This window comes from Streptomyces longhuiensis, from assembly GCF_020616555.1.
Lineage (GTDB): Bacteria > Actinomycetota > Actinomycetes > Streptomycetales > Streptomycetaceae > Streptomyces > Streptomyces longhuiensis.
Map to the genome: position 1 here is coordinate 5,435,119 of NZ_CP085173.1, position 24,140 is coordinate 5,459,258.

The 24,140-nt window shown below is 70.6% G+C and carries 22 protein-coding genes and 2 pseudogenes; 16 read left to right on the forward strand and 8 right to left on the reverse strand.

Annotated elements, in window-relative coordinates:
* The first annotated feature begins 120 nt into the window (after positions 1-120).
* The 11 genes from LGI35_RS25185 (at position 121) to LGI35_RS25235 (ending at position 10,107) form a co-directional block, all read left to right on the forward strand.
* Positions 121-1,050, forward strand: a complete 930-nt coding sequence (locus tag LGI35_RS25185) for a Rossmann-like and DUF2520 domain-containing protein (protein ID WP_227296615.1) — start codon at positions 121-123, stop codon at positions 1,048-1,050.
* Positions 1,047-2,036: a pantoate--beta-alanine ligase gene (gene panC, locus LGI35_RS25190; RefSeq protein WP_361046031.1), complete on the forward strand. Its 990-nt coding sequence runs from the start codon at positions 1,047-1,049 to the stop codon at positions 2,034-2,036. Before LGI35_RS25185 ends, panC begins: the two co-directional genes overlap by 4 nt.
* Positions 2,033-3,787, forward strand: coding sequence for an L-aspartate oxidase (locus tag LGI35_RS25195; RefSeq protein ID WP_227296616.1), 1,755 nt, complete (start codon positions 2,033-2,035; stop codon positions 3,785-3,787). Before panC ends, LGI35_RS25195 begins: the two co-directional genes overlap by 4 nt.
* Positions 3,788-3,792: 5 nt before the next feature.
* Positions 3,793-4,767 carry a carboxylating nicotinate-nucleotide diphosphorylase gene (nadC, locus tag LGI35_RS25200; protein ID WP_227296617.1) on the forward strand — a complete coding sequence of 325 codons (975 nt, stop codon included), beginning with the start codon at positions 3,793-3,795 and terminating at the stop codon, positions 4,765-4,767.
* A 5-nt stretch (positions 4,768-4,772) separates the two neighbouring features.
* Positions 4,773-5,570: a type III pantothenate kinase gene (locus LGI35_RS25205; RefSeq protein WP_100597731.1), complete on the forward strand. Its 798-nt coding sequence runs from the start codon at positions 4,773-4,775 to the stop codon at positions 5,568-5,570.
* 224 nt (positions 5,571-5,794) lie between these two features.
* Positions 5,795-7,384, forward strand: a complete 1,590-nt coding sequence (locus LGI35_RS25210; RefSeq protein WP_227296618.1) for a hypothetical protein — start codon at positions 5,795-5,797, stop codon at positions 7,382-7,384.
* 142 nt (positions 7,385-7,526) lie between these two features.
* On the forward strand, positions 7,527-8,168 hold the full coding sequence (locus tag LGI35_RS25215; protein ID WP_227296619.1) for a hypothetical protein: 642 nt from the start codon (positions 7,527-7,529) through the stop codon (positions 8,166-8,168).
* 13 nt (positions 8,169-8,181) lie between these two features.
* A complete protein-coding gene (locus tag LGI35_RS25220; protein WP_165914649.1) occupies positions 8,182-8,364 on the forward strand; it encodes a hypothetical protein in 183 nt (60 codons plus the stop codon).
* 96 nt (positions 8,365-8,460) lie between these two features.
* Positions 8,461-8,979, forward strand: a complete 519-nt coding sequence (locus LGI35_RS25225) for a BlaI/MecI/CopY family transcriptional regulator (protein WP_227300493.1) — start codon at positions 8,461-8,463, stop codon at positions 8,977-8,979.
* A 9-nt stretch (positions 8,980-8,988) separates the two neighbouring features.
* Positions 8,989-9,531: an amino-acid N-acetyltransferase gene (locus tag LGI35_RS25230; RefSeq protein ID WP_116511473.1), complete on the forward strand. Its 543-nt coding sequence runs from the start codon at positions 8,989-8,991 to the stop codon at positions 9,529-9,531.
* A 237-nt stretch (positions 9,532-9,768) separates the two neighbouring features.
* Positions 9,769-10,107, forward strand: coding sequence for a histone-like nucleoid-structuring protein Lsr2 (locus tag LGI35_RS25235; protein ID WP_100597736.1), 339 nt, complete (start codon positions 9,769-9,771; stop codon positions 10,105-10,107).
* On the opposite strand, the gene LGI35_RS25240 is transcribed toward LGI35_RS25235, so the two are convergent.
* On the reverse strand, positions 10,086-10,661 hold the full coding sequence (locus LGI35_RS25240; RefSeq protein ID WP_227296620.1) for an SCO3374 family protein: 576 nt from the start codon (positions 10,659-10,661) through the stop codon (positions 10,086-10,088). The two genes, LGI35_RS25235 and LGI35_RS25240, sit on opposite strands and share 22 nt — an antisense overlap.
* Before the next feature lie 432 nt (positions 10,662-11,093).
* Here LGI35_RS25240 and LGI35_RS25245 point away from each other — a divergent pair, with 432 nt between their 5' ends.
* The gene (locus tag LGI35_RS25245) at positions 11,094-13,619 is read left to right on the forward strand and encodes an ATP-dependent Clp protease ATP-binding subunit (RefSeq protein WP_116511469.1); all 2,526 of its coding nucleotides are present in this window, start codon (positions 11,094-11,096) and stop codon (positions 13,617-13,619) included.
* 329 nt (positions 13,620-13,948) lie between these two features.
* Here the strand turns inward: LGI35_RS25245 and LGI35_RS25250 are convergent.
* A pseudogene (locus LGI35_RS25250) lies at positions 13,949-14,628 on the reverse strand (NACHT N-terminal Helical domain 1-containing protein); the annotation flags it as partial.
* A gap of 437 nt (positions 14,629-15,065) precedes the next feature.
* On the opposite strand from LGI35_RS25250, the gene LGI35_RS25255 reads away from it, so the two are divergent.
* Complete coding sequence (locus LGI35_RS25255) at positions 15,066-15,764, forward strand: M23 family metallopeptidase (protein ID WP_227296621.1); 699 nt, start codon at positions 15,066-15,068, stop codon at positions 15,762-15,764.
* A 68-nt stretch (positions 15,765-15,832) separates the two neighbouring features.
* On the opposite strand, the gene LGI35_RS25260 is transcribed toward LGI35_RS25255, so the two are convergent.
* Positions 15,833-16,405: a TetR/AcrR family transcriptional regulator gene (locus LGI35_RS25260; protein WP_227296622.1), complete on the reverse strand. Its 573-nt coding sequence runs from the start codon at positions 16,403-16,405 to the stop codon at positions 15,833-15,835.
* Positions 16,406-16,553: 148 nt separating this feature from the next.
* On the opposite strand from LGI35_RS25260, the gene LGI35_RS25265 reads away from it, so the two are divergent.
* From LGI35_RS25265 to LGI35_RS25275, 3 genes and pseudogenes are all read left to right on the forward strand, one after another.
* Positions 16,554-18,260 (forward strand): MDR family MFS transporter, encoded by a 1,707-nt coding sequence (locus LGI35_RS25265; RefSeq protein WP_423835720.1) that lies wholly within the window; start codon positions 16,554-16,556, stop codon positions 18,258-18,260.
* A 153-nt stretch (positions 18,261-18,413) separates the two neighbouring features.
* A pseudogene (locus tag LGI35_RS25270) lies at positions 18,414-18,889 on the forward strand (helix-turn-helix domain-containing protein).
* Between the two features lie 52 nt (positions 18,890-18,941).
* Entirely contained in the window at positions 18,942-19,388 is a 447-nt protein-coding gene (locus LGI35_RS25275; RefSeq protein ID WP_227296623.1) for a VOC family protein, read from the forward strand.
* Positions 19,389-19,438: 50 nt separating this feature from the next.
* Here LGI35_RS25275 and cseC read toward each other — a convergent pair whose 3' ends face one another.
* The 5 genes from cseC to LGI35_RS25300 form a co-directional block, all read right to left on the reverse strand.
* Entirely contained in the window at positions 19,439-20,818 is a 1,380-nt protein-coding gene (gene cseC / locus LGI35_RS25280) for a two-component system sensor histidine kinase CseC (RefSeq protein ID WP_227296624.1), read from the reverse strand.
* Positions 20,819-20,988: 170 nt separating this feature from the next.
* The gene (gene cseB / locus LGI35_RS25285) at positions 20,989-21,705 is read right to left on the reverse strand and encodes a two-component system response regulator CseB (protein ID WP_116511436.1); all 717 of its coding nucleotides are present in this window, start codon (positions 21,703-21,705) and stop codon (positions 20,989-20,991) included.
* Between the two features lie 81 nt (positions 21,706-21,786).
* Complete coding sequence (locus tag LGI35_RS25290) at positions 21,787-22,443, reverse strand: hypothetical protein (RefSeq protein ID WP_227296625.1); 657 nt, start codon at positions 22,441-22,443, stop codon at positions 21,787-21,789.
* Positions 22,431-22,979: a SigE family RNA polymerase sigma factor gene (locus tag LGI35_RS25295; RefSeq protein ID WP_116511432.1), complete on the reverse strand. Its 549-nt coding sequence runs from the start codon at positions 22,977-22,979 to the stop codon at positions 22,431-22,433. The genes LGI35_RS25290 and LGI35_RS25295 overlap by 13 nt, the downstream gene beginning before the upstream one ends.
* A 181-nt stretch (positions 22,980-23,160) precedes the next feature.
* Entirely contained in the window at positions 23,161-24,057 is an 897-nt protein-coding gene (locus LGI35_RS25300) for an HhH-GPD family protein (RefSeq protein ID WP_227296626.1), read from the reverse strand.
* Positions 24,058-24,140 lie beyond the last annotated feature (83 nt).

Sequence of the window (24,140 nt, forward strand, 5' to 3'; positions counted from 1 at the left end):
GTACGCGCGTGCGGTTGCCCACAGCCTGTGGACGGGCCGGAGCCCGTGGAGCAGATCGCGTTAACATGACGAGAAATCGTCCGGTACCCCGAGCGGACTGGAACGGAAGGCCGTCGTCCTGTGAACGCACCTCCTCGACCCGAACCCACCGACCCGAGGGACCGCCCCGCCCGGCTCACCGTCGGCGTGGTCGGCGCGGGCCGTGTCGGCCCCGCCCTCGCGGCCTCCCTGGCCCTCGCGGGGCACCGCCCGGTCGCCGTCTCCGCGGTCTCCGAGGCATCCGTGCGCCGGGCCGGTCTCATGCTGCCCGACGTTCCCGTCGTGACGCCCGCCGAGGTCCTCGCGCGCGCCGAACTCGTGCTCCTCACGGTGCCCGACGACGCGCTGCCCGGCCTCGTGGAAGGGCTCGTCGAGACCGGTTCCGTACGTCCGGGGCAGCTGATCGTGCACACCTCGGGGCGCTACGGCACGAAGGTGCTCGACCCCGCACTGCGGGCCGGCGCCCTGCCGCTCGCGCTGCACCCCGCCATGACGTTCACGGGCACCCCCGTGGACGTACAGCGGCTGGCCGGCTGCGCTTTCGGCGTGACCGCTCCCGAGGAGCTGCGACTCGCCGCGGAGGCGCTCGTCATCGAGATGGGCGGCGAGCCCGAGTGGATCCGTGAGGAGTCGCGCCCGCTGTACCACGCGGCGCTCGCCCTCGGCGCGAACCACCTGGTCACGCTGGTCGCCGAATCCATGGAACTGCTCCGGACCGCGGGCGTCGAAGCTCCCGACCGGATGCTCGGCCCGCTGCTCGGCGCGGCCCTCGACAACGCCCTCAGGTCCGGTGACGCGGCGCTCACCGGGCCCGTCGCGCGCGGGGACGCGGGCACGGTCGCCGCCCATGTCACCGAACTGCGCAAGCACGCGCCCGAGACCGTCGCCGGGTATCTGGCGATGGCCCGCGCCACCGCCGACCGTGCCCTCGCGCACGGCCTGCTCAAGCCCGAACTCGCCGAGGACCTGCTGGATGTCCTGGCCGACGGCGCCGAGGGAGACAAGCGATGACCACAGTGCTGCACACCGCCGATGAACTGCGCACGCGCACGCGTGCGGGCCGGCGTGCCGTCGTCATGACGATGGGTGCCCTGCACGACGGCCACGCCGAACTGATCCGCACGGCCCGCTCGATCGCCGGTGCCGACGGCGAAGTGGTGGCGACCGTCTTCGTGAACCCGCTCCAGTTCGGCGCGGGCGAGGACCTCGACCGCTATCCGCGCACCCTCGACTCCGACGTCAAGCTCGCCGAGCAGGCGGGGGCCGACGTGGTGTTCGCGCCCTCCGCGGACGAGGTCTACCCCGGCGGCGAGCCCCAGGTCCGCGTCGCCGCGGGCCCCATGGGCGAGCGCCTCGAAGGCTCCTCGCGGCCCGGCCACTTCGACGGCATGCTCACCGTCGTCGCCAAACTGCTGCACCTGACCGCGGCCGACATCGCGCTGTTCGGGCAGAAGGACGCCCAGCAGCTCGCCCTGGTCCGCCGCATGGTGCGCGACCTGAACTTCCCCGTGGAGATCGTCGGCGTACCCACCGTGCGCGAGGACGACGGCCTGGCCCTGTCCAGCCGCAACCGCTACCTCTCCGCCGAGGAGCGGCGCACCGCGCTCGCCCTGTCTCAGGCGCTCTTCGCCGGTCGCGACCGGCACGCCGCCCAGGAGGCCCTGCGCGCGCGTGCGCACGAGGCGCCCTCCACGCACGCGCGTGCCGATGCCCTGAACGCGATCGGCGAGGCCCGTGCCGCGGCCGACGCGCACGCCGTCGCGAAGGCGTCGCCCGGCGGCCCCGAAGCCGTCCGTGCCGCGGCCCGCCAGGTCCTCGACGAGGCCGCGCGCCTCCGGCCGCCGCTCACGCTGGACTACCTCGCCCTCGTGGATCCTGCCGACTTCACCGACGTGAAGCGCGGCTACACCGGAGAAGCCGTGCTCGCCGTCGCCGCCAGGGTCGGTGCGACGCGGCTGATCGACAACATCCCCCTGACCTTCGGAGCTCCCGTATGAGTGCCACAGGGACCACAGCCACCGGTACAGCGACCGGCATACGCCTGCACGCGCCCGCGCCCGGCTGGTCCGTCACCGCCGACGTCGTGATCGTCGGCTCCGGTGTCGCCGGACTCACCGCGGCCCTGCGCTGCCAGGCGGCCGGACTGCGGACCGTCGTCGTCACCAAGGCCCGCCTCGACGACGGCTCCACGCGCTGGGCACAGGGCGGCGTCGCCGCGGCGCTCGGCGAGGGCGACACCCCCGAGCAGCATCTCGACGACACGCTCGTCGCGGGCGCGGGCCTGTGCGACGAGGAAGCGGTCCGCACCCTCGTCACGGAGGGCCCCGACGCCGTACGGCGGCTCATCGCGACCGGCGCCCACTTCGACGAGTCGGCCGACGGCGACCTCGCGCTCACCCGGGAGGGCGGCCACCACCGCCGCCGCATCGCGCACGCGGGCGGCGACGCCACCGGCGCCGAGATCTCTCGCGCCCTCGTCGAGGCGGTACGCGCGCGTGGCATCAGGACCGTCGAGAACGCCCTGGTCCTCGATCTCCTGACGGACGCCGACGGCCGCACGGCGGGCGTCTCCCTGCACGTCATGGGGGAGGGCCAGCACGACGGCGTCGGCGCCGCGCTCGCGCCCGCCGTGGTCCTCGCGACCGGTGGCATGGGCCAGGTCTTCTCCGCCACGACCAATCCGCACGTCTCCACCGGCGACGGCGTCGCGCTCGCCCTGCGCGCGGGTGCCGAGGTCTCCGACCTGGAATTCGTGCAGTTCCACCCGACGGTGCTCTTCCTCGGCGCGGACGCGGAGGGCCAGCAGCCGCTGGTCTCCGAGGCCGTACGCGGCGAGGGCGCCCACCTCGTCGACGCCGACGGGGTCCGCTTCATGGTGGGTCAGCACGAACTGGCCGAGCTCGCGCCCCGCGACATCGTCGCCAAGGGCATCACGCGCCGCATGCAGGAGCTGGGCACCGAGCACATGTACCTGGACGCCCGGCACTTCGGCGCCGAGATGTGGGAGACCCGGTTCCCCACGATCCTCGCCGCCTGCCGCGCCCACGGCATCGACCCGGTCACCGAGCCCATTCCCGTGGCGCCCGCCGCGCACTACGCCTCCGGAGGCGTCCGTACGGACCTCCAGGGCCGCACGACGGTCCCCGGCCTGTACGCGTGCGGAGAGGTCGCCTGCACCGGCGTCCACGGCGCGAACCGCCTCGCCTCCAACTCGCTCCTGGAGGGCCTGGTCTACGCCGAGCGCATCGCGGACGACATCGCCGCGAGCCACCAGGAGAACGCCCTGCACGCGCGCGTGCCGGCTCCTGTGCCGCACCCGGAGACCCCGACCCACCCCCTGATGCCGGCCGAGGCGCGGTTCGCCATCCAGCGCGTCATGACGCAGGGGGCCGGCGTGCTGCGCTCCGCGGACTCCCTCGCCGAGGCCGCCGCGGGACTCGGCCGTATCCACGCCGAAGCGGCGGGCGCCCTCGCGGAGAACGGCAAGACCGCGGAGCCCGGCGTCGACACCTGGGAGGCCACCAACCTCCTGTGCGTCGCCCGCGTCCTCGTCGCCGCGGCCCGCCGCCGCGAGGAGACCCGCGGCTGCCACTGGCGCGAGGACCACGCCGACCGCGACGACGCGGCATGGCGCCGCCACATCGTCGTACGGCTGAATCCCGACCGGACGCTGGCCACGCACACCACGCCCACCGCAGAATTCCCCCCGACCCGCCCCGAGTGCCGTACAAACCAGCAGGAGCAGTGAGAGACGTGAGTACCCCCGACCTCCCCCTCGCCGAGAGCGGCGGCTGCGGCGACGGCTGCGGCTGCGGCGGAGCCGACGCCGACATGATGGAGTGCGGCCTCGACCCCGCCCTCTCCCAGCTCCTGGCCGACGCGGGCCTCGACCCCGTGGAGGTCGAGGACATCGCGCACATGGCCATCGCCGAGGACCTGGACGGCGGCGTGGACGTCACCACGGTCGCCACCATCCCCGAGGACGCCGTCGCCACGGCCGACTTCACCGCCCGCGAGGACGGCGTCGTGGCGGGTCTGCGCGTCGCCGAGGCCGTGCTCTCCGTGGTCTGCACGGACGAGTTCGAGGTCGAGCGGCACGCGGAGGACGGTGACCGGATCACCGCCGGGCAGAAGCTCCTCAGCGTCACCACCCGCACCCGCGACCTGCTGACCGCCGAGCGCAGCGCCCTCAACATCCTGTGCCGCCTGTCCGGCATCGCGACCGCCACGCGCGCGTGGGCGGACGCGCTGGAGGGGACCACGGCGAACGTCCGCGACACCCGCAAGACGACGCCCGGCCTGCGCTCCCTGGAGAAGTTCGCCGTCCGGATGGGCGGCGGCGTCAACCACCGCATGTCGCTCTCCGACGCGGCTCTGGTCAAGGACAACCACGTGGTCGCCGCCGGCGGCGTCGCGCAGGCCTTCAAGGCCGTACGGGAGTCCTTCCCGGGCCTCGCCGTCGAGGTCGAGGTCGACACCCTGGACCAGCTGCGCGAGGTCGTGGAGGCGGGCGCAGACCTGATCCTCCTGGACAACTTCACGCCGGCCGAGACCCAGGAGGCCGTCGCGATCGTGGGCGGCCGCGCCCTCCTGGAGTCCTCGGGCCGGCTGACCCTGGCGAACGCGCGCGAGTACGCCGCGACGGGCGTCGACTTCCTCGCGGTGGGCGCGCTGACCCACTCGTCGCCGATCCTGGACATCGGCCTCGACCTGCGCGCGGCGGAGTAGTCGCCATGCTGCTCACCATCGACGTAGGCAACACGCACACCGTCCTCGGCCTGTTCGACGGGGAGGAGATCGTCGAGCACTGGCGCATCTCCACCGACGCCCGCCGTACCGCCGACGAGCTCGCCGTGCTCCTCCAGGGCCTGATGGGCATGCACCCGCTGCTCGGCGACGAACTCGGCGACGGCATCGACGGCATCGCGATCTGCTCGACCGTCCCCTCGGTCCTGCACGAGCTGCGCGAGGTCACCCGGCGCTACTACGGGGACGTGCCCGCCGTCCTCGTGGAGCCCGGCATCAAGACCGGTGTCCCGATCCTCATGGACAACCCCAAGGAGGTCGGCGCCGACCGCATCATCAACGCGGTCGCGGCGGTCGAGCTCTACGGGGGGCCCGCCATCGTCGTCGACTTCGGCACGGCGACCACCTTCGACGCGGTCTCCGCGCGCGGGGAGTACGCCGGCGGCGTCATCGCCCCCGGCATCGAGATCTCCGTGGAGGCCCTGGGCGTCAGGGGCGCCCAGCTCCGCAAGATCGAGATCGCCCGCCCGCGCAGCGTCATCGGCAAGAACACCGTCGAGGCCATGCAGTCCGGCATCCTGTACGGCTTCGCGGGCCAGGTCGACGGCGTGGTGACCCGTATGGCGCGCGAGCTCGCCGACGACCCGGACGACGTGACCGTCATCGCCACGGGTGGCCTGGCGCCCATGGTGCTCGGCGAGGCCGCGGTGATCGACGAGCACGAGCCGTGGCTGACGCTGATCGGCCTGCGGCTGGTCTACGAGCGGAACGTCTCCCGCTCCTGACGCCCCTTCGGCAGCACGCCCTTTCGACGGCCGGCATTTTCGGCGGCTGACTTTCCGGCAGCCTGCCTTTTCGGCGGCGCCTCAACTGCCCCTTCGCGCACGGACTTTCGACAAGGCGTGCGCGAAGGGTGCAACCGTTCGTACGCTTCGCTCGTCTCCGCAGAGACGGGGCACGAGTCGGCATGCGAGGGACGTGGGGCGAAATGTGGCGTAAGGGCAGACAGTTGGCGACTGCGACGGCGGCGATCGCGCTGACCGGGGTCGGTCTCGCGAGCGCCACGGCCCGGGCCGCCGACGGCCCCACACAGTCCTACGCGGTCATCAACGCGCCCGCGCAGATAGCCGTCCCGGCGACGGGCACGGCCATCGCGCCCGACGCGGGCTACAGCTTCGCCGACGACGGCGTGGACGGCCTCCCGCTGCCGGAGAACGCCAAGTTCGTGATCGACGCGAGCGGCCTCAAGGGCGTCGCCACGATCAAGGCAAAGAACGACCAGTGCACGACGGACGGCGCCGTCGTCACCTGCCTGGACAACGGCAATCTGCACGGCCCGTTCGAGCCCTTCACGCTCAGCGCGGTCGCCGGCGCGAAGCCCGGCGACACCGGGACGTTGCGCTACGAGGTCACGGCGGACAAGGCGACCCCCGCCACCGAGACCTCCAAGGTCGTCATCGGCTCCCCGAAGATCCAGGTCGCCGCACTGCCCGCCCGGTCCGGCCTGACGCCCGGCCAGTCCGTCGACTACCCCGTGGTCCTGCGCAACACGGGCGACCTGCCCACCGAACAGATCACCGTCCGCCTCACGGGCAGCCCGGGGGTCACGTTCGCCGGGAAGCACAGCAACTGCCTCTACCTGCCGGGCGACTTCGGCAGGGACGACGCCGACGTGACCTGCGTCTTCAAGACGGCGATCGCCCCGGGTGACACGGTTGGATTCTCCGACCCGCTCGGAGGGTCCCTCGGCAAGGACGCCTTCCACACCTGGACCGACATCACCGCCGAGGCCCTCCCGGCCTCCTCCGGTACGGACACCGGTGGCACCCCCGGCAAGGGCGCGGCGCTCACCCTGACCCCCGCCACGGGCAAGGACTTCGCCGACAGCCACCGGGTGACGTACGACGCCGACAACGCCGCCGACTTCCTCGCGGTCGGCGCCGTCCTCACGCCCGGCAAGAAGGGCTCCACCCACCCGCTCGCCTTCGGCCTGCGCAACGCGGGCCCCGCCGTGGTCGCCCACCCCGACGGCAAGCCCGTGGCCTACGCCGAGGTGACGCTCCCCGAGGGCGTCGTCGCCAAGAGCGTGCGCGTCGACGAGGAGCCCGACGACCAGGCGAGCGGCGACTGCTACACGTACACCGGAGGCAAGACCTCGCCCTTCGAGCCGGGCCACCGCCGCTACCTCTGCCCGGACACCGTCGCCGAGGAGAGCGGCGACGGCCAGATGTACCGCTTCCAGGTCGGCTACGAGAAGGACCTCGCCGCCGGCGCCGCCCGCGGCACGGTCACCGTGCGCCCCGGCGACGGGATCGTCCTGAACGACCCGGACGAGTCGAACGACGAGGCGGCGATCACCGTCGGCGACGCGTCCCCCTCCCCGTCGCCGTCCCCGTCGGCCTCGGGCGGCACCGCGACCCCCTCGCCCTCCGCTTCCGCCACGTCCTCCGTGACGTCGGGCGGCTCGGGGACGTCGGGCACGGCCGGGTCCATGGCGGCGACCGGTGCGGGGTTCCTGCCGTGGGTGGCCGCGGCGGCCGCTGCCGCGCTCGGCGTGGGCGCGATCGTGTTCGCCATGTCGCGCCGCCGGGCGGAGTGACCTGGCCGGAGTGCCCCGGGGGCGAATGACCCGGGGCGAGTGACTCGGGCCGAGTGACCCGAGTGGGCGGTCCGGCGGTGAAGCCACGCCGGAAATTGACGGTTAAGCCGATTTTGTCCGCTGTGCTGCGTATCGTCGGCCCATGCCCACGCCCTACGGAAACCGCGGCGGCATGGCGTTCGGCGCTGAAGAGCTGCGTGTGCTCCGACGCGCCCTCGCCCTTGCCCTTCACCCGAGTCCCGTCACCGCCGAGGACATCCAGGACTGCCTCCGGCTCGCCGAATCGGTCGACGAGGCAGCCGACGAAGGCGCCCGTATCCGCGCCTTCCTGCTGGCCGACCTCGCTCGCTACCGGGCCGCCCTGCCCGGCACCGCCACCGGCTATCTGGAACTGCTCGACGCGGCGCTGGCGGCGGGCCACCAGCCCGGCGCCGACGACCTCGCCGCCCTGCGCGCCCTGCGCGCCAACCCCTCCGCCGCCACCCTCCTCGAACGCTGCCGCACGCTCGCCGAGCGCGACGTGCGGGCCAGACTCGAGGGCTGGGCACCGGCACCGGCGCGCGCGGAAACGCGCGTCGCACAGCCCCGTGTCCCGGCCTCCCGTACCCGGCTGCTCGCCCTGCCCGGGGGCCTCGCCGCCACCGGGAAGCCGGCGGCCAACCCCCGGCCCCCGGGGAACCCCCCGGCCCCGCCGCGCCCCATGCCCACCCCGGCCGAGGTCTTCCCGCCCAAGCGCCGCCCCGCGCCCCCTGCGGCCCCGCCGCAGGAGCTCGCCGTCGGATAGCTACTCTGGGGGCATGGACTACGTCTCCGCGCTGGTGCCCCCCGTAGTGATGGCCGTCTTCTTCATCGGTCTCATCGTGACGATCGTGAAGTCCCAGGGCGGCGACAAGAAGGCCAAGGAGGACGCGGCCGTCGACGCGGCGATCGCCCGCGCCGAGGCGGCCCGCCAGGCGGGCCCGCTGCCGAGCGACATCTGAGAAGGGCGCCCCACCGGGCGCCCTTTTTGTCGTTATCAGGCGCCGTTCGCCACGTCCGGCGCCCTATTGCCGACTTCTGCCACTAGTGTGCTGCTCGTGCCGCGCCCATTGGGAGAACTCGAAGACGCAGTGATGACACGGGTGTGGAAGTGGAACCGCCCCGTGACGGTTCGCGAAGTCCTGGAAGACCTCCAGCAGGAACGGTCCATCGCCTACACCACGGTCATGACCGTTTTGGACAATCTCCACCAGAAGGGCTGGGTGCGCCGCGAAGCGGAAGGCCGGGCCTATCGATATGAGGCCGTCTCCACTCGCGCCGCCTACTCCGCCGCGCTGATGAACGACGCATGGTCCCAGAGCGACAACCCGGCGGCGGCTCTCGTCGCCTTCTTCGGCATGATGTCGCCGGAACAACGCGAAGCGCTGAGCGATGCCGTGCGCATGGTGCAGGGACCTCAGGCGCAGACCCTCACGACTCAAGAGCCGGAAGGCTCTGAAGCCCCCGAGGGGCGTGAAGAGCCACAGGACTCCGAACAGCCTTCAGCGACTGAAGCATCGGAAGGGTCCGAGGAACCTGAAGGACCCGGGGAGCCGGCAACGGACGACGGGCGATAGCGTCCGCTCATGCCAGCACAGCTCCCCGAAGTCACCGCAAAAGCAGTCACCGTGCGCAGGGCGAGGACGGCCGATGTGCCGGCCGTGCGCCGACTCCTCGACGCGTACAGCCGCGAGGGGATCCTGCTCGACAAAGCCACCGTGACGCTTTACGAGGACATCCAGGAGTTCTGGGTCGCGGAACGCGACGACAACGCGGAGGTCGTCGGCTGCGGCGCCCTGCATGTGATGTGGGAAGACCTCGCGGAAGTCCGCACCCTCGCCGTGAATCCGGTGGTCAGGGGCGCGGGTGTCGGTCATCAACTGCTCCAGAAGTTGCTGCAGACCGCGCGCTGGATCGGTGTTCGCCGGGTTTTCTGTCTGACCTTCGAAGTGGAGTTCTTCGCGAACCACGGCTTCGTGGAGATCGGAGAGGCACCCGTCGATACCATCGACACCGATGTCTACAGCGAGCTCTTGCGTTCCTATGACGAGGGTGTCGCGGAGTTCCTCGGTCTCGAACGAGTGAAACCGAACACCTTGGGCAACAGCCGGATGCTTCTGCATCTGTGATCGCCCCCCGGTATTCCTGAGCAGCACCCTGCCCAGGTGCCCTATGTCCGAAACGCGCATCTTTCCGGGCTTCTCGGGGTCCTTGGTCTCTCCCGGATCTCTCCCAGGGGTTTGTGTTTTTCCAGCAAAAGCGGTTTGCTTTCCGACGTACTGCGTACTGCATATAACAAGGGGACGGCGAATCAACGACTGAGGTCGTGGGGTCCGGCCCTACAGATATCGATGAAAGGAAATCCGGTGGCACAGAAGGTTCAGGTCCTTCTTGTCGACGACCTCGACGGTGGCGAGGCGGACGAGACCGTGACGTTCGCGTTGGACGGCAAGACTTACGAGATCGACCTCACCACCGCCAACGCGGACAAGCTCCGTGGACTTCTTGAGCCGTACCTCAAGGGCGGTCGTCGTACCGGAGGCCGTTCCGCCGGCGGACGCGGCAAGGCGCGCGCCGCGGTGGCCGGTGGCAGCCAGGACACGGCGCAGATCCGTGCCTGGGCCAAGGAGAACGGTTACGAGGTCAACGACCGCGGCCGTGTCCCCGCGTCCATCCGTGAGGCCTACGAGAAGGCCAACGGCTGAGCGCAGGCACGTCGCAACCGGATCCGGTGGCACTGAGTCGCCGCCGTTTCCACCAGCCGTACGAGACCGGGGGCGCCCCCACCGCCCCCTACGGCCGACAGCGCCGTCAGAGCCGGAAGTGTCGGCTCGACGTCGCATCCGGGCACGGGGGGCCGCACCCAGACAGCGGCCTCCTGGGGGTCCGGCACTCCCGGGGGCGCGGGCGCGTCGATCCGACCGCCCGCACCGACCACGGTGAGATCGAGGGGCAGCGCCCCCCACTCCAGCCAGTCGAGCAGCCCCGGCAGCTCCTCCGCGCTGCCCGCGGCCACCAGCAGGCGCATCGTCTCCCCTTGCAGGGCCACCGGACACCCGGGGTCCAGCCGCCGCAGCACGGCACGTCCCGCCTCCGCGGGCAGCTCCAGTACGTCGAAGCGCAGCCCCGTCAGCAGCTGAAGGCCCTCGGGGCCCCGCGCGGTGGCCCAGCCGAGCGCGTTCTCGTACCACTCCCGCACCGGGTCGCCCGCGTCGAGCGGCCGACGGGGCAGGGGCACGGTGGGCACGATGGAGACCATGTCCGGAGCAACCGCCGGGAACCCTCTCGGGTTACGCAGCGTTGTCGAATGAGTGCACAGAGTGTCTCGAATGGGGGCGTGCGGAGGTGTTCGGCGGCGCAAGGGTGTTCGCCCGTAGCGGAGGGAACCGGGGTGCGCCGCATGGACCGTCACTCCTGGCGGGTAAGACATCCCTAGTGAGGAGGGGCGACACGTGGGTTCTGGCCGCCTTGCGTTCGCCATCGGCGTACTGATGGTGGGGGTAACTGCCTGGCCTGCGGGAACATCGTCTCGCACCATCGGTGTTGGAGCAGTTGTCGGCGTTCGGGTCAGGAGGCCATCGACGGGTGTCGGCAGTTGGAATGAGCGGTCCCCGCTTGCGGGACTAAGCTGCGGAAGGACAGGGAGGGGAGCGTCCCCTTACTGCCTGACCGCTCTGAGGAGCGATTAACGATGTTCGAGAGGTTCACCGACCGCGCGCGGCGGGTTGTCGTCCTGGCTCAGGAAGAAGCCCGGATGCTCAACCACAACTACATCGGCACCGAGCACATCCTCCTGGGCCTGATCCACGAGGGTGAGGGTGTCGCCGCTAAGGCCCTGGAGAGCCTCGGGATTTCGCTCGAGGCGGTCCGCCAGCAGGTGGAGGAGATCATCGGCCAGGGCCAGCAGGCCCCGTCCGGGCACATCCCCTTCACCCCCCGTGCCAAGAAGGTCCTGGAGCTGTCGCTCCGCGAGGCCCTTCAGCTGGGCCACAACTACATCGGCACGGAGCACATCCTGCTCGGCCTGATCCGTGAGGGCGAGGGCGTCGCCGCCCAGGTCCTGGTCAAGCTGGGCGCCGATCTCAACCGGGTGCGGCAGCAGGTCATCCAGCTGCTCTCCGGCTACCAGGGCAAGGAGACCGCCGCCGCCGGCGGTCCTGCCGAGGGCACGCCCTCCACGTCCCTGGTCCTCGACCAGTTCGGCCGGAACCTCACGCAGGCCGCCCGCGAATCCAAGCTCGACCCGGTCATCGGGCGCGAGAAGGAGATCGAGCGGGTCATGCAGGTGCTGTCCCGCCGTACGAAGAACAACCCGGTCCTCATCGGCGAGCCCGGCGTCGGCAAGACCGCCGTCGTCGAGGGCCTCGCGCAGGCCATCGTCAAGGGCGAGGTGCCCGAGACCCTCAAGGACAAGCACCTCTACACCCTCGACCTGGGCGCGCTGGTCGCCGGTTCCCGCTACCGCGGTGACTTCGAGGAGCGCCTGAAGAAGGTCCTCAAGGAGATCCGCACCCGCGGCGACATCATCCTGTTCATCGACGAGCTGCACACGCTGGTCGGTGCGGGTGCCGCCGAGGGCGCCATCGACGCCGCTTCGATCCTGAAGCCGATGCTGGCCCGCGGTGAGCTCCAGACCATCGGCGCGACCACGCTCGACGAGTACCGCAAGCACCTGGAGAAGGACGCCGCTCTCGAGCGCCGCTTCCAGCCGATCCAGGTCGCGGAGCCGTCGCTGCCGCACACGATCGAGATCCTCAAGGGTCTGCGCGACCGCTACGAGGCCCACCACCGCGTCTCCATCACGGACGAGGCCCTCGTTCAGGCGGCGACGCTGGCCGACCGGTACATCTCGGACCGCTTCCTGCCGGACAAGGCGATCGACCTGATCGACGAGGCCGGTTCCCGGATGCGCATCCGCCGGATGACCGCGCCGCCGGACCTCCGCGAGTTCGACGAGAAGATCGCGGGCGTGCGCCGCGACAAGGAGTCGGCCATCGACTCCCAGGACTTCGAGAAGGCAGCTTCGCTCCGCGACAAGGAGAAGCAGCTGCTGGCAGCGAAGGCCAAGCGCGAGAAGGAGTGGAAGGCCGGCGACATGGACGTCGTCGCCGAGGTCGACGGCGAGCTGATCGCCGAGGTCCTCGCGACCGCGACCGGCATTCCCGTCTTCAAGCTGACCGAGGAGGAGTCCTCGCGTCTGCTGCGCATGGAGGACGAGCTCCACAAGCGCGTCATCGGCCAGAAGGACGCCGTCAAGGCGCTCTCGAAGGCGATCCGCCGTACGCGTGCCGGTCTGAAGGACCCGAAGCGCCCCGGTGGCTCGTTCATCTTCGCGGGCCCGTCCGGTGTCGGTAAGACCGAGCTGTCCAAGGCGCTCGCCGAGTTCCTCTTCGGTGACGAGGACGCGCTGATCTCCCTCGACATGTCGGAGTTCAGCGAGAAGCACACGGTCTCGCGTCTCTTCGGTTCGCCCCCCGGTTACGTGGGCTACGAAGAGGGCGGCCAGCTGACGGAGAAGGTGCGGCGCAAGCCGTTCTCGGTGGTTCTCTTCGACGAGGTCGAGAAGGCCCACCCGGACATCTTCAACTCGCTGCTGCAGATCCTGGAGGACGGTCGCCTGACCGACTCCCAGGGCCGGGTCGTGGACTTCAAGAACACGGTCATCATCATGACGACCAACCTCGGCACGCGGGACATCTCGAAGGGCTTCAACCTCGGCTTCGCGGCCCAGGGCGACACGAAGTCCAACTACGAGCGCATGAAGAACAAGGTCTCGGACGAGCTCAAGCAGCACTTCCGTCCCGAGTTCCTCAACCGCGTGGACGACGTCGTCGTCTTCCCGCAGCTGACCCAGGACGACATCCTCCAGATCGTCGACCTGATGATCGGCAAGGTCGACGAGCGCCTCAAGGACCGGGACATGGGCATCGAGCTCAGCCAGTCCGCGAAGGAGCTCCTGGCCAAGAAGGGTTACGACCCCGTGCTCGGCGCGCGTCCGCTGCGACGCACGATCCAGCGCGAGATCGAGGACTCGCTCTCCGAGAAGATCCTCTTCGGCGAGCTGCGTCCGGGCCACATCGTGGTCGTCGACACGGAGGGCGAGGGTGACGCCAAGACGTTCACCTTCCGCGGCGAGGAGAAGTCCCCGCTGCCGGACGTCCCGCCGATCGAGCAGGCGGCCGGCGGAGCCGGTCCGAATCTGAGCAAGGAGGCGTAACCCTTCGGGGATGCGCTGAGTGAAAGGGGCTGCCCCAGGACTTCGGTCCTGGGGCAGCCCCTTTGCCGTGCCTCCCGTGATTCGGCGACTCCAGCGGTGGACGGTGACCTCGGCCTGCGGGAAGAGGCCGGCGTACACCTCGGCCGGTGCGGCGTCCTCGGCGAAGGAAAGGCGCACGGTGTCGGCGTTCGGGACGGCGGGGGCGAAGCGGGAGGGTCCTCCGTGCCGCTCGTGAGGTGCAGGGACACGGGACAGGACGCGTACGCCCGGCAGCTCGAAGGGCGATCCCTGCGGGGGCAGCAGCGCGCCGCTGAGGGACAGGTCGGGCCGGGGGAGTCGCGCAGGTCGAGGCCGAAGATGGTGACGCGGTTGTGGCGCTCCGCGAGGTGGCGCGGTAGCGGGCCTCGAAGGCGGTGTCCTGCCCGTCGTGGGGCGGGGTGCGTGTGATCAGCGCGTCCACCTTGGTGATCAGCTCGGACTGGGCGCGGCTCTGCTCGACCAGGGTGCGGGCCACGAACGTCGAGCGCCGGGTGACGAAGTGCGGGATGTGCAGGCAGGCCCACTCGGTGACCGAGTCGAGGAAGTAGGCGGCGTCGGTGGTGAGGCCGGGCGCGGGGGCCGCCTCGCGCAGGGTGCGGGCCAGCTGACGGTGGCCGAGGCAGGCCGCCTGGACGTCGTCCATGTCCAGGTCGCCCAGGGCGAGGACCCTGCGGGCGAGGGCGGCCGTGACCGCCTCCTGCTCGTCCGCGGGGAACGGCGGCTCGCCCGGGGGCTGCACGGCCTCCCGCACCGGACGGGCGGCGAGGTGCCCGACCTCCTTCTCCCCGAGGGTCCGCTTCTCGCCGCGGAAGGTGACGAGGCCCGAGAGGCTTACGGGCTTGTCCACCAGGCCCGCGCCGGGGCCGTCACGGGGGAGGAGCTGCTTCAGCAGCGGTGAGAGCACGCTCGACTCCAGGCGGGTGCCGAGGACTGCGGGATCCCATCTGCGCTTCCCCCGAAAGGCTGCCAAACCAGGCGCTTCAGCGTAGCCCGCGTCACATTCGCGGGGCTCTGGATCTTGCCTCCCGGTGACATGGCGCACAGGCGTTTTGTCCGGTACTAGCCGCAATAGTGGATGAGCTGCAGGGGTGGGGGGTTGTTGCGGCATCGACGTGTTCTACCGAAATGTCCGTTTCTTGGATCGGTAGGGCGTGGGGCCGGTGGGGCCCCGGGGCGCAAGGGCGCGAAGTGCCGCTAAACCTGGAATCGGGGCATAAAACCGACAGTTCGCATGGGGTCTTCGGGGGCCGTCAAGAGGTTGAAGTCCCGACCTTTTAGTACGGCTTTGGGTAGTAGATGGGGCCTTTGAGACGAGATGGGGTCCCGGGTTACCAATGAACAGCCAGCCCGGCACGTCACCAACGAGTGCCGGTCTGTCCCTGTCATCAACGCGGAGGTAATCCCCGAATGTCGAAGCGCACCATGACTCTTTCTTCCGGCTCGTCCCTGCTCCGTACTCGGGCGGCCGTCGTCACCGCCGCCCTGGGAGCCACGGCGCTGCTGGGTGCAGGGGCCGCGGTTGCCGCCGAAAGCACTCAGGGAAGCGTCGCGCTGCCCAGCGTGGCCGCGGCTTCGGTCCAGGCCCAGGCCAAGGCCCAGGCCAAGGCCGCCGAGAAGACCAAGGCGCACGCCGCGCAGGTCAAGGCGCACGCCGCGCAGGTCAAGAAGGCCGCGGCGAAGAAGGCCGTCAGCTGGATAGACCCGGTCAAGAGCTACAAGCTGTCCGCGGGCTTCGGCCTCGGCGGCAACATGTGGTCACACAAGCACTCCGGCCAGGACTTCGCCGTGCCGATCGGCACGAACGTCATGGCCGCCCACGGCGGCACCGTCGTCAAGGCCGGCCCCTACGGCGGCGGCGACGGCCCGGCGTACGGCAACGCCATCGTGATCAAGCACGGCAACGGCACGTACTCGCAGTACGCGCACCTGTCCCGCATCGACGTGCACGTCGGCCAGACGGTCTCCACCGGTCAGCACATCGCGCTCTCCGGCAACACCGGTAACTCCAGCGGCCCGCACCTGCACTTCGAGATCCGCACGACCCCGAACTACGGCTCCGCGGTCAACCCGGTCAACTTCCTGAAGTCGATGGGCGTCGCCGTCTGACCTGCGTGAGCGGGCTCATCCGCCCGGATGAGCCCACCCGCGCGGGAAGCACAACTGCATGACGGAACTCAGGCGTCCCGCTGCGCCCGGGTGACGAGATCGGTGGCGACCTCGAGGATGGCCTTGCGCTTCTCCTCGGGGTCGCCTTCGACGTCCTTGAGGACGAACAGGCCCGCGTGCATCGAGAAGATCGCGCTGAAGCAGCGGACCCGCTCGGTCATGGTGGCGTCCTCCGGCAGGAGCTGGTCGAGGAGCGCCTTCATGCGGTCCTTGAAGAGCTCGCCGATGCTCAGCTCGCGCATGGTCGCCTGGTTCTCCTGCATGAAGCGGAACAGCGGCCCCGCCCCGTGCAGCGCCAGGCTGTAGCGCTCCATGAGCTCCTGCTTGGTCTCCAGGGTGTCGGGCTGCTCCCGGCCCCACTCGATCAGCTCGTCGATGGGCCGCGTCAGGTCCTCGAAGAGGCTGACGACGATGTCTTCCTTGGTCTTGAAGTGGTAGTAGAGCGCAGCCTTGGTGACGTCGAGGTGCTCGGCGATCTCGCGCAGCGAGGTCTTCTCGTAGCCCTGCTCGGCGAACAGTTCCAGCGCCACGTCCTGGATGCGCTGCCGCGTGTTTCCGCGGCGCTGCTTGCTGCTGCCCATCTGTGGCTGCTCCTTCGTGCTGGTGGCGGGCCTTGGGCGAAAACTTACTTGACGCCCGGCTAGTTAGCGCTCTATCTTCCCTCAGTGTAGTCAACTTGCCGGGCGGCAAGTAAGTGGCGGCAAGCAGGTAACTGGGGAGTTGGGGATCATGGCGGAGAACGGAACAGTGGCGGTGGACACCGGCGGGGGCGGCGCGGCGGCCACCAAGGAGCGGCAGCCGCGCAGTGTGCGCGTAGTCCTGATGGCGTTGATGATCGCGATGCTGCTCGCGATGCTCGACAACATGATCGTCGGCACCGCGATGCCCACGATCGTCGGCGACCTGGGCGGCCTCGAGCACCTCTCGTGGGTCGTGACCGCGTACACGCTCGCCACCGCCGCCTCGACCCCCATCTGGGGCAAGGTCGGCGACATGTACGGCAGGAAGGGCGCCTTCCTGACCTCGATCGTGATCTTCCTGATCGGCTCCGGGCTCAGCGGCATGGCCCAGGACATGAACCAGCTCATCGCGTTCCGCGCGATCCAGGGTCTCGGCGCCGGTGGCCTGATGGTCGGCGTCATGGCCATCATCGGTGACCTGATTCCGCCGCGGGAGCGCGGCAAGTACCAGGGCATGATGGCCGGCGTCATGGCGCTCGCCATGATCGGCGGACCGCTCGTCGGCGGCGCCATCACCGACAACTGGGGCTGGCGCTGGTCCTTCTACATCAACCTGCCGCTCGGCCTCGTCGCCCTCGCCATGGTCACCGCGGTCCTGCACCTGCCGAAGAAGCGCTCCAAGGGGAAGATCGACTACCTGGGCGCCGCGCTGCTCACCGTCGGCATCACGTCGATCGTGCTCGTGACGACCTGGGGCGGCTCGCAGTACGCCTGGGGCTCCGCCGTGATCATGGAGCTCGCCGCGATCGGTGTCGCCGCGCTCGTCGGTTTCCTCTTCGTCCAGACGAAGGCGGCCGAGCCGATCCTGCCGCTGCACATCTTCCGCAGCCGCAACTTCACGGTCATGTCCCTCATCGGCTTCATCACCGGCTTCGTGATGTTCGGCGCCGTGCTCTTCCTGCCGCTCTACCAGCAGACGGTGCAGGGAGCGAACGCGACCAACTCCGGTCTGCTGCTCCTGCCGATGCTGCTCTCGATGATGGTCGTCTCGCTGATCGCGGGCCGGGTCACCACCAACACCGGCAAGTACAAGGTGTTCCCGCTGGTCGGCAGCGTCCTGATGGTGGCCGGACTCTTCCTGCTCGCGCAGATGGACACGGAGACGACGCGCCTCACCTCCGGTCTGTACATGGCCGTGCTCGGCGCGGGCATGGGCTGCCTGATGCAGATCACGATGCTGGTCGCGCAGAACAGCGTCGAGATGAAGGACATGGGCGTCGCCTCGTCCTCCACGACCCTGTTCCGCACGCTGGGTTCCTCCTTCGGCGTCGCGATCATGGGCGCGCTCTTCAACAACCGCGTCCAGGACGTGATGGCCGAGCGGGCCGGGGCGATGGGCGGCAAGGTCGCGGAGCATTCCACGCAGCTGACGGCCGAGGGCCTGGCCAAGCTGCCGGACGTGGTGCGCGACGCCTACCTGCACGCGGTGTCGGCCGGTACGCACTCGGCGTTCCTGCTCGGTTCGATCATCGCGGTTCTGGCGCTGATCGCGGCGGTCTTCGTGAAGGAGGTGCCGCTGCGGGGCGCGGGCCCCGCCAAGGAGGCGCCGAGCTCTCCCGAGGCCGCGGGCCCGGCGGACGCTCAGCCGGTCGACATGGCCAAGGCCGGTACGGCCACGGCCGACGCGAAGCCGGTCGAGGGGGTCGCGGCAGGGGACGCCGCGGCGGACGGCAGGACGGTCTCCGAGACCGTCTGAGCGGGTCGTCCCGATCCTCCTCGGCTTCTGTGAAGGCCCCCGGTGCGCTGTTGCGCACCGGGGGCCTTCGCCGTGCCGAGGTCGTTGTCAGTGGGGCGTGCCAGCATCGGTGACGTGGAGAAATTGCGGCAGCTGCGGCTCGCCAAGGACGCGATGGACCGCGACTGGGCCGAGGCGGGGCTCGACCTGGACGCGGTGGCGGCCCATGCCGGCTATTCGCGCTACCACTTCGTGCGGTGCTTCAAGGAGGCGTACGGGGAGACGCCGGGACAGTATCTGACGCGCCGTCGGATCGAGCGGGCCGAAGAGATGCTGAGATCGGCGGACCTGTCGGTCACGGAGATCTGCGGCCTCGTGGGGTTCAGCAGCCTGGGCACGTTCTCGTCCCCCTCGTGGGGTTCAGCAGCCTGGGCACGTTCTCGTCCCGGTTCAAGAGACAGACGGGCCTGACACCGAGTGAGTACCGGGCGAAGCACGTGGGACGCGGGGCGGCACTCATCCCCGGGTGCTACGCGATGTTGTGGGCCGGCGGCTTCCCCGGCAGGGAGCCGTCCGGGAGTACGGGGCAGGGGGCCGGCGAGGAGCGCAATTCTGGAGAAGCGGGGGCGGGGGGTGACTGCCTACCGTGACAGGGCACGGCCGGATTCGCCGGCGCGTGGCCCGACCACTGCGGAGCGCATCATGATCAAGGGACTCGCCATTTCCACCGTCTGGGTTCTCGACCAGGACCGGGCCAAGGAGTTCTACACCGAGAAGCTGGGCCTCGAGGTGCGGACGGACATGACCATGGGCGAGGGCGGTATGCGCTGGCTGACCGTGGGCGCCAAGGATCAGCCGGACGTCGAGCTGACGCTGATGGTGCCCGGGGTGCCCGCGATGGATCCCGAGTCGGCCGAGGCGGTGAAGAAGCTGGTCTCCAAGGGCATTCTCGGGGCCGGCGTCCTGGTCACGGACGACATCCACGGAGACTACGAGCGGCTCAGGGCGCGCGGGGTGCAGTTCCTCCAGGAGCCGCAGGAGCGCCCGTACGGGACCGAGGCGATCTTCCGCGACGACTCCGGGAACTGGTTCTCGTTCACGCAGCGCAACGAGGGGCTCGACCTCGACAAGGAGTGGGCCACGAGCTAGGGCCTCTCGTTCGGACGAAAGCCCTTAGGACCTGCCGCTCGGAGCCGCCCTCAGTCCGGCAGGCGCAGCATCGGGAAGCTTCCCGTGTTCGTCGGTGCGTGCTCCGGCAGCCACAGCACCGCGACCGCACCCTCGGACGGAGTCCCCGAAGGAGCGCCCGGCGGGCGTACGTTGCGGAACGTGAGGCGGGCGCCGAGCACGCGCGCCTGACCCGCGGCGATCGTCAGACCGAGACCGTGCCCATGGCCCGCGCGGTCCGCCGCGCCCGTACGGAAGCGGCTCGGCCCCTCGTCGAGCAGCTCCTCCGGGAAGCCGGGACCGTGATCACGCACGCGCACCACTCGGCCCTCGACGCTGACCTCGACGGGCGGCTTGCCGTGCTTCGCGGCGTTGGCGAGGAGGTTGAAGAGGATGCGTTCGAGGCGGCGCGGGTCGGTGGTGACCTCCGACTCGTGCACCACGCTCACCCGTACGTCCGCGTGGCGTGCGCCGACCCGCCGCGTCACGAACTCGCCCAGCAGCAGGTCCTGGAGCTCGGCGCGCTCGGCCGCGCTGTCCAGACGCGCCACTTCGAGTACGTCCTCGACGAGGGTGCGCATCGCCTGGGCCCGGTCCTTGACCAGCTCGCTCGGGCGTCCGGGCGGCAGCAGCTCGGCCGCGGTGAGCAGTCCGGTCACCGGCGTACGCAGCTCGTGCGCGATGTCCGCGGTGACCCGGCGCTCGGCCTCAAGGCGCTGCTTCAGGGCGTCGGCCATCGCGTCGACGGCCTGCGCGAGATCGTCGGTCTCGTCGCGTACGACGCCGCCGATGGCGTCCCCGACCCGTACGTCGGTCCGCCCCTGCGCGACCTCCCTGGCCGCGGACGCCGCCTTGCGCAGCCGCCGTGACACCTGGCCGCCGATGAGCACGCCGAGGGCGCACCCGCCGAAGACCACCGAGATGGAGCCGATGATGAGGGCCTGGTCGAGGTCCTTCATGACGGTGGCGCTGCGGTCGGTGAAGCGGGTGTGCACGGACAGCAGGCGCCCGTCGCCGAGCGGGACCGCGGCCCATATGTCGGGTACGCCGCCGACCTGTTCGGAGACGAAAGTGGCGCGCCGCCCGGCCATCGCCTTCTTGCGCAGGTCATGGGGTATGCCCGGGTCGTCGACCTTGAAGCCGACGGGGAGGCCGCGCCCGGTGGCCTCGTACTGGCGCGCCACGAACTGGATGCGTTCGTCCTGCACGTCGCGCGCGTTGTCCAGCATCGAGACGCGCGCCGCGTTGTGCACGACCAGGCTCAGGGCGACGGCGACGAGCGCTCCCACCAGGGCGATGGCGACGCTGATCTTCCAGCGGACCCCGGTGTGCAGCGCCGGGCGCAGCCGTCTCAGCGGCAGCCGCAGCGGTTGGCCGAGCCGGGCGCGCACGGTCGCGGCGGCCCCTCTCATATCCCGATCCCGTTCCTCGTCAGACAGCGAATGACCCGGCCGGTACACGTACCGACCGGGCAAACGGTTCTCCGGACACCCGGTTCGCGCAAGCCTCCCGGCCCGCGCAAGCCACCCAGTCCCGACAAGCCACCAGGCCCCGACACGACACCCCGCCCCGGCACGGCCCGTCAGGCCTTGAGCTTGTAGCCGAAGCCGCGGACCGTTTCGATCCGGTCCTGGCCGATCTTCGTGCGCAGCCGCTGCACATGGACGTCGACGACGCGGGTGTCCCCGCCCCAGCCGTAGTCCCACACACGTTCGAGGAGCTTGTCGCGGGAGAGGACCGTGCCGGGCGCGGACGAGAACTCCAGGAGCAGTCGCATCTCGGTCGGCGTCAGCGCGACCGTGGCGCCGTCCTTGCGGACCTCCATGCCCTCGGTGTCGATCTCCAGATCGCCGAAGTGCAGGACACCGCCGGTCGCGCCGGAGTCGTCGGGGACGGCCGGCGCCGCGCCGGACGCCGACCCGCTCGCGTGCCCGAAGCGCCGCAGGACGGCACGGATCCGCGCCACGAGAACGGCCCCGTCGAACGGCTTGGTCACGTAGTCGTCCGCGCCGGCCTCCAGGCCGAGCACCACGTCGATCGAGTCGGCCCGCGCCGACAGCATGATCACGGGGACGGTGGACTCGTCACGGATGCGGCGGCACAGGCTCACGCCGTCCAGGCCCGGCACCATCACGTCGAGCAGCGCGATGTCGGGCCGGTTCGCGCGGAACGCCTCCAGGCCCGCGAGGCCGTCCGGCATGGCCGTGACCACGAAGCCGTCCCGCTCGAGGGCGAGCTGGGTGGCCTCGCGGATGACGTCGTCGTCCTCGACGAAGAGGACGTGGGTGTGCTCTGCCATCCGAATCCGCTGCTCCTGATACGTCGTCCGAAAAGTGGTCTGGTCCGTCATCTGCATGGTCGGGGCTGTCCGGCCCGCCGCTCAGTTGTCGGACGGCTCGGGCGTGTCCCCGTTCACCGCGTTGCTGTAGTCGTTGTGCGTCCTGGCCTGCTCGACGAACCGGCCGGTGGTCCAGCGGTACGTCAGGACGTCCTCACCCGAGGGATACGCCACCGAGTCGCCCTTCTCGTACACCTGCTTGGTGACGACGAGGTCGCCCCGGTCTATCTCCGCGTACACCGGAGGCTCCTCGGCCTTGAAGACGTTCTCGTACTTCCCGCCGGTGTCGCGGTACACGTAGCTGCCGATGCTCACGGCGTCTCCGCAGGTCATGACGTTGACCACGACGTCGCTCGACGTGTTCCCCGTCAGGTTCCCGTAGGACACGTCGACCGGGTACTCGTGCCCCACGCAGGGCTTGAGGTCGCGCTTGACCTCCGTGCTCACCGCCGGGTCGTCCTTGACGAGCCGGACCGCGTTCACCGTCTTGGGCGCAGGGGAGGCCGGGGAGGACGACACGGCCTTCGGGGCGGCCGAGGGCCCCGGGTCGGAGCGGGCGGGCCCTTCGTCGCGGGCGCCGGTGCCGCCGGCCGAGCAGGCCGTGAGGGCGCCGAGGAAAAGGCCGACGGCGGCGAGCGCGGCCACCGCCGTACTCCCCGCCTTCAGAACCCGACCGGCACGTATGCCTAGGCCGCGCAACGCTCCGTCTCCTCCCGTTCGAGCACGCGGTGGCCGGACTCGTGGCGGTCCCGGCTCTCCAGCTCCTCGCGGAGCCGGGCCAGCGCCCGGTGCAGCGTGCTCTTCACGGTTCCGGCCGACATGCCGAGGGCGGCGGCCGTCTCCTCTGTGGACATCTGCTCCCAGTGTCGCAGCACCACGACGCTGCGCTGCTTGGGAGCCAGCACCTTCATGATGTCCATGAGGAGCGCGCGGTCGGCGTGCTGCTCGGTCGAGTCGTCGATGCTCGCGTCGGGCAGCTGCTCGGTGGGCACCTCTTCGAGCTTGCGGGCGCGCCACCACTCCGTACGCGTATTGATCATGACGCGGCGCAGATAGGCGTCGGCGAGGCGCTTGTCGGCTATGCCGTCCCAGCGGCCGAACGTCCGCACCAGCGCCGTCTGCAGCAGGTCCTGGGCGTCGACGGGGTCCGGCACCAGGCGCCGGGCGCTACGCAGCAGGGCGTCCTGCCGAGTGCGGACGTACTCCTCGAACTCGAGCACCTCGCCGTGCGCCATGCCAACCGCCTCCCGTTCGCGAACCGTTCGCGCTTTCCCTGTCCGTCACCTGTGGGTGATCGGTACACGGAAGAAGCTACGGAGGCGTTGTCACGGGGTTGTCCGCTTCAGCCTGCGACGGGCGCACGGCTGTCCGTCGGTTGTGTAACAGACGTAAGGAGTGGGTAAACCCGTACGCCCCTCAGCTCAGCGGCAGTCGGTAGAAGCCGTCCGGCATCGGCTCCACGAGCCCGTCCGCGACGAGCCCGTCGAGGGCGCGCGCCCGCTGCACCGGCTCGTCCCACACGCGGTCCAACGCCGCCTGGGGAACGGGCGAGACGGCCTCCCGCAGCACGGCGAGCAGCTTCCCGCGGACCTGCCGGTCCGTGCCCGCGTACGTCTGCCCGCGGCGCGGCGGACCGGCGTGGTCGGGCTTGCCGGCGAGCCGCCAGGCGCACTGGGCGGCGATGGGGCAGCGGTGGCAACTCTCGTTCTTCGCCGTGCAGATGAGGGCGCCGAGCTCCATGGAGGCGGCGGCCCAGCGCGAGGCCGTCGACTCCTGCTCGGGCAACAGGGCGCGGGCGAGCTTGCGTTCGGCCGCGGTCGTGGCGTTCGGCGGGTACTGCACACCGCTCACGGCCCGCGCGAACACGCGCCGCACGTTCGTGTCGAGGACGGCGTGCCGCTGCCCGTACGCGAAGGAGGCCACGGCGGCGGCCGTGTACTCGCCGATGCCGGGCAGCGCGAGCAGCTGGGAGTGAGCGGTGGGTACGTCGCCGCTGTGCCGCTCCGTTATGGCGACGGCGGCGCCGTGCAGCCGCAGCGCGCGGCGCGGATAGCCGAGCCTGCCCCAGGCGCGCACGGCCTCGCCGGGCGCCTCCTTGGCCAGATCGGCGGGGCGAGGCCACCGCGCGATCCACTGCTCGTACACGGGAAGGACGCGGCTCACCGGCGTCTGCTGGAGCATGAACTCGCTGACCATCACGCCCCAGGGACCCGCGTCGGGGCGGCGCCACGGCAGGTCGCGGGCGTTCTCCGCGAACCAGTCGATGACGGGGGCGTGAAGGGACTCGGTGCTGGTGTTCGTGGGCGCATTCATGGCAGGACGATCCTGCCATGGGGAGCGGGGACGACGCGGCCACGCTGTGACGCAAACGGGTTGGCTCGGCCGCGCTCGTTTGA